Raw genomic sequence first — 4,118 nt, 5'->3', positions numbered from 1 at the left:
ACATGAAAACCGACAACCCCGACCCCGCCAGCCTGAACAGGGACGAACACCAGCAGCCACAACCAGCACCCAAACGGGAAACCAGACAGGAACAGGACGAGCCCGAACACTACGGCACCGCCATCAACTGGAACGAGTTCCACACACCAGTCAGATACCCCAACACCACACTCTGACCAACACACAACCAAACCCACACACAGAACCTAAAACAACGCGTTTAGTTCCTATAGGCCGCATATATCTTGTTTTTTTCCGGGTCGATAGAGTTATAGGCTTCAAGTGTTCTCATGGAAGCGGCGGCTTCCTGCACAGTCGAGGTCATGTCCATTGTTGCATTCTGCAGATTGTTCTGCAGTTTTTTTACCGGCTTAGTTGCAATAAGCATAAGTGATATTGAAAAACCTGCAGGAATGAGAACTATCACAAAGAAAATGGGGTCAAGCCACACAAGGCACACCCCTGAACCTACAATCAGGATTATTCCTTGCACCAGTGAGAGGAATTGCGATGGAACCGACTTTATCAAAGCGGCATCATTGGAAACTCTTTGCGAATACCAGGCCGGAGGTTTCTGTTCTCTATCAAGCAAACTCATCCGGAAAAACTTGTCGACCATGCTGTTGCGAATGGAATATAATGATTTCTCCCCTATTGTGCCTAGTATGGCTTGCTGGATTGCTGTCAATACAGCGCCAAGAATGAACAGTATTCCCAATTGCACCGCGATTAATACGATTGCTTTGTGTTGTTGCACGCCGTCTATGAGGGCTCCGCTGAGCTGTGGTTGCAGCAGGACGACCGCTTGTGCGAGGATTCCCAGCAGAAGGCTTGCCGTGTATGCAAGAATGTGCCCCGGCATGTATTTCCTGACGACGTGGATAAAGTTCATGGTTGGCCTGGCCTCTAGTGTTTTGTGGGTTGGTTCTTGTGGGTGAGGCGTGTGCAGAGGATGGTGGTGGCTATGGCGACGGCCAGGAGCAGGAGGGACATGGGTAGGAAGATGTCTGCGATGATGGGTGTGTGTTGTATGCCGACCCCGTCCCGGACGAAGCTTATCGCCACGGATGCCTCGGTGATGGCCACGGCGACGAGGGAGAGGATGATGCCGGCGGTGACGTCGAGTGTGGTCTCGATGGCCGCTGACCAGGCGAGGGCGCCGCGGGTGACGCCCATCTGGTTGAGGCGCCGGTTCTGCATGCGTCGTTCGCTGATTCCTATGGCTATAGATTGGACGAGGAATATCAGGGCCAGGATGGTGCCGCCGGCTATCATGAGCGGTGTTCCCTGCTGCTCCTTGATGCTGGTCTTGATGTAGTCGTCGATGAAGTCCTGCCTGTTCAAGGCGGTGATCTTGTGGGTGGTGTCCCTTATCTGTTGGGCTATGTCGTCGGCCTGGGTGTGGTCGCGGGCGGTGATGAAGGCGTACAGTCGGCCGTTCTCGCCCTCCCTGGGCAGGCCATCCTCGGTCGTGAGCATGTCCATGTTCACGTGGGGGGTGGTCTTGGGCGGCTCGATGACGGCCACGACCTGGACCTGGTGTCTTTTGTCGTGGCGGTCGATGAGGGTGATCGTGTCGCCCGGCTTGCGCTGGTTGTCGTATGCTCTGCTTATGGCCACCTTGCCGGCGCCCAGGTCGGCCAGGCTGCCCTGGAGCACCTTGGGGGCGGTGTCCTTGTGGCTGGGGTCGGCCAGGTCACGGGCCTGGGCCCAGGTGACCTGGGGGAAGGTGTCCATCTGGATGTTTCCGTGCTTGTCGGTCAGGACCCATTGCTGGGTCTGGTAGATGTCGGCTGTGCCGACCTCCCGTCCGAGCCCCTGCAGCGTGCGCGAGATCCTGCCGGCCTGGGACAGGTCGTCCGAGGAGGCCACCACGTCGGCCTTCATGGGCTCGATGCTGAGCACCACCGAGCTCATGCGGCCCGCCTGCATGATGAGGATGAAGGAGACCAGAATGGTCAGCGCCATCATGGCCGGCAACGCTATGGCCGTGGCGCCTGCCCTGCCCCTGCGGACCCGTTGCCGGGCCAGCAGGCCCGGTCCGGCCGCGGTTTTTTCGGCCAGCAGGCCCAGCAGGGATGCTACCGGGGGGACCAGCAGGGGGGCGGCCACGTACACGGTGATTATCAGTAGGACGATCAAGCCCAGCAGCCGGTCGTAGAACTCCGAGCGGTCGACCGGCATGAAGGCGACCGTGATAGAGGCTAGGAACAGGGCCAGGGAGCATACGATCCGCAACCGGCTGGCCTTTTTGTCCTTGACGGCCGGTTGTGTCATCAGCTTCAGGGGGGTCTCGGCCCCGAACCTGCGCGTGGCCAGCCACACGCCCAGCAGGCAGACCGCCATCATCAAGGCGAAGGCCACGGCCGCCACCCACAGGCGGGCCCTGGGGTGGAAGAGCAGGTCGATGTCCGTGGTGCCCATGGCCCTTATGAAGGCCATGCCCACAGGAACGGTCAGCAGGGATCCGGCCAGGCATCCCGCGGCGTCGGCCAGGGCCAGGGGCAGGGAGAACTCTCGCAGGGCCATGGCCACGACCTGTTTGCCCGAGGCGCCGTTGAGCCGCATCAGGCCGTATTCCCGGCGCCTTTCCTGGACCAGGAAGGACACCGATGACAGGACCAGGAACACCGTCACCAGCAGGCAGAACACCAGCGCGATCAGCGACACAGTGTTCAATGCCAGGTCGTAGTAGGCCTTGGTCAGAATGCGGTGGTAGGCGTTCAGGCCCTCCAGGCCGTGCAGGCCGTCGTAGGCCAGGCCCGCCTGACGTGCCTGCAGGGTCGCGCAGGACAGGGTCGTGGTGGCGAACACGGCCAGGCACATGATCCAGTAGGAGGAGCGGTGGGCCCTGACCAGGGAGAAGGACAGGCTGGCCCTTGTTGGCCGCTTGCGCCAGGGTCGGCTCGCCTGCTGGGCCGGGGAGGCCATGCCCGCGCTCACCGGTCGGCCCCGCTCAACGTGGTCTCGGCCAGGTGCATGGCCAGCTGCTCGGCCGTGCAGCCCGACCACACCGAGTGGATGCGGCCGTCGACCAGGAACACGGTGCTGCCAGCACGGGCCGCCACATCCGGGTCGTGGGTCACCATCAGCACCGTGGACCCCCGCGCCGCCACCTGGCCGAAGGCGTCCAGCACCAGCTGGGAGCCGGCGGTGTCCAGGGCGCCCGTCGGCTCGTCGGCAAAGACGACCGAGGGCCTCGAGGCCAAAGCCCTGGCCACCGCCACACGCTGCCGCTGCCCGCCCGACATGTCCGAGGGATAGACGTCGGCGAAACCATCCAGACCCACCGCCTGCAGGGCCCGCACGGCGTCGTCGACCTCGATGCGCGGCCCGCCGAAGAGGAAGGACAGCATCACGTTCTGCAGGCATGTGAACGCTTCGACGAGGTTGTAGTCCTGAAACACGAACCCGATCAGGTCACGCCTGACACGTGTCAGGTCGGCCTCTCCCATCCGGGCCAGGTCATGCTGCCCGATGTGCACCAAGCCCTGGTCGACCGGCAGCAGGCCCGAGGCGCAATTCAGCAGGGTCGACTTGCCCGCGCCCGAGGGCCCCATGATCGCCGTCCACGACCCAGGCGGGCATTGCAGGGACACGTCGGTGATGCCGGCCCCGCCCGAACCGTAATGATAGGAGACACCCTCAAGGGACAGAAACTCACCAGCCATACCCAACCCCAATCCACAGCCCGACGAAACCCCGAGCACCATACGAATCCACAACGCGAAAAGCTACAGCGAACTTTACACTGAGACGCAATACAAGTATTGCTTGCGTGACGGTTAAAAGTCTTCCATAAATTATTGACAAAAAGATGCAATAAGTCAAAAATTATTGTAAAGTACGATTCGTATGCGCTAAGGGCATACCTAATTTAGGGGCCTATAGGAACTAAACGCGTTGTTTTAGGTTCTGTGTGTGGGTTTGGTTGTGTGTTGGTCAGAGTGTGGTGTTGGGGTATCTGACTGGTGTGTGGAACTCGTTCCAGTTGATGGCGGTGCCGTAGTGTTCGGGCTCGTCCTGTTCCTGTCTGGTTTCCCGTTTGGGTGCTGGTCGTGGCTGGTGGTGTTCGTCCCTGATCAGGCTGGCGGGGTCGGGGTTGTCGGTTTTCATGT

General features: G+C 60.7%; 3 protein-coding genes and 2 pseudogenes. 1 reads left to right on the top strand and 4 read right to left on the bottom strand.

The features are described 5' to 3' along the window. Window positions 1-176, top strand: a pseudogene (locus AACP62_RS08290) (IS256 family transposase); the annotation flags it as partial. A gap of 44 nt (window positions 177-220) precedes the next feature. On the opposite strand, the gene AACP62_RS08285 reads toward AACP62_RS08290, so the two are convergent. From AACP62_RS08285 to AACP62_RS08270, 4 genes and pseudogenes are all read right to left on the bottom strand, one after another. Then, complete coding sequence (locus tag AACP62_RS08285; RefSeq protein ID WP_198184437.1) at window positions 221-892, bottom strand: ABC transporter transmembrane domain-containing protein; 672 nt, start codon at window positions 890-892, stop codon at window positions 221-223. Between the two features lie 14 nt (window positions 893-906). Beyond that, window positions 907-2,943 (bottom strand): ABC transporter permease, encoded by a 2,037-nt coding sequence (locus AACP62_RS08280; RefSeq protein WP_339347672.1) that lies wholly within the window; start codon window positions 2,941-2,943, stop codon window positions 907-909. Next, a complete protein-coding gene (locus AACP62_RS08275) occupies window positions 2,940-3,725 on the bottom strand; it encodes an ABC transporter ATP-binding protein (protein ID WP_232347241.1) in 786 nt (261 codons plus the stop codon). The genes AACP62_RS08280 and AACP62_RS08275 overlap by 4 nt, the downstream gene beginning before the upstream one ends. 217 nt (window positions 3,726-3,942) lie before the next feature. After that, window positions 3,943-4,118, bottom strand: a pseudogene (locus AACP62_RS08270) (IS256 family transposase); the annotation flags it as partial.

The sequence above is a fragment of the Bifidobacterium apis genome (assembly GCF_036986835.1).
Classification (GTDB): domain Bacteria; phylum Actinomycetota; class Actinomycetes; order Actinomycetales; family Bifidobacteriaceae; genus Bombiscardovia; species Bombiscardovia apis_A.
This window is presented reverse-complemented; position numbering and strand designations above follow the sequence as displayed.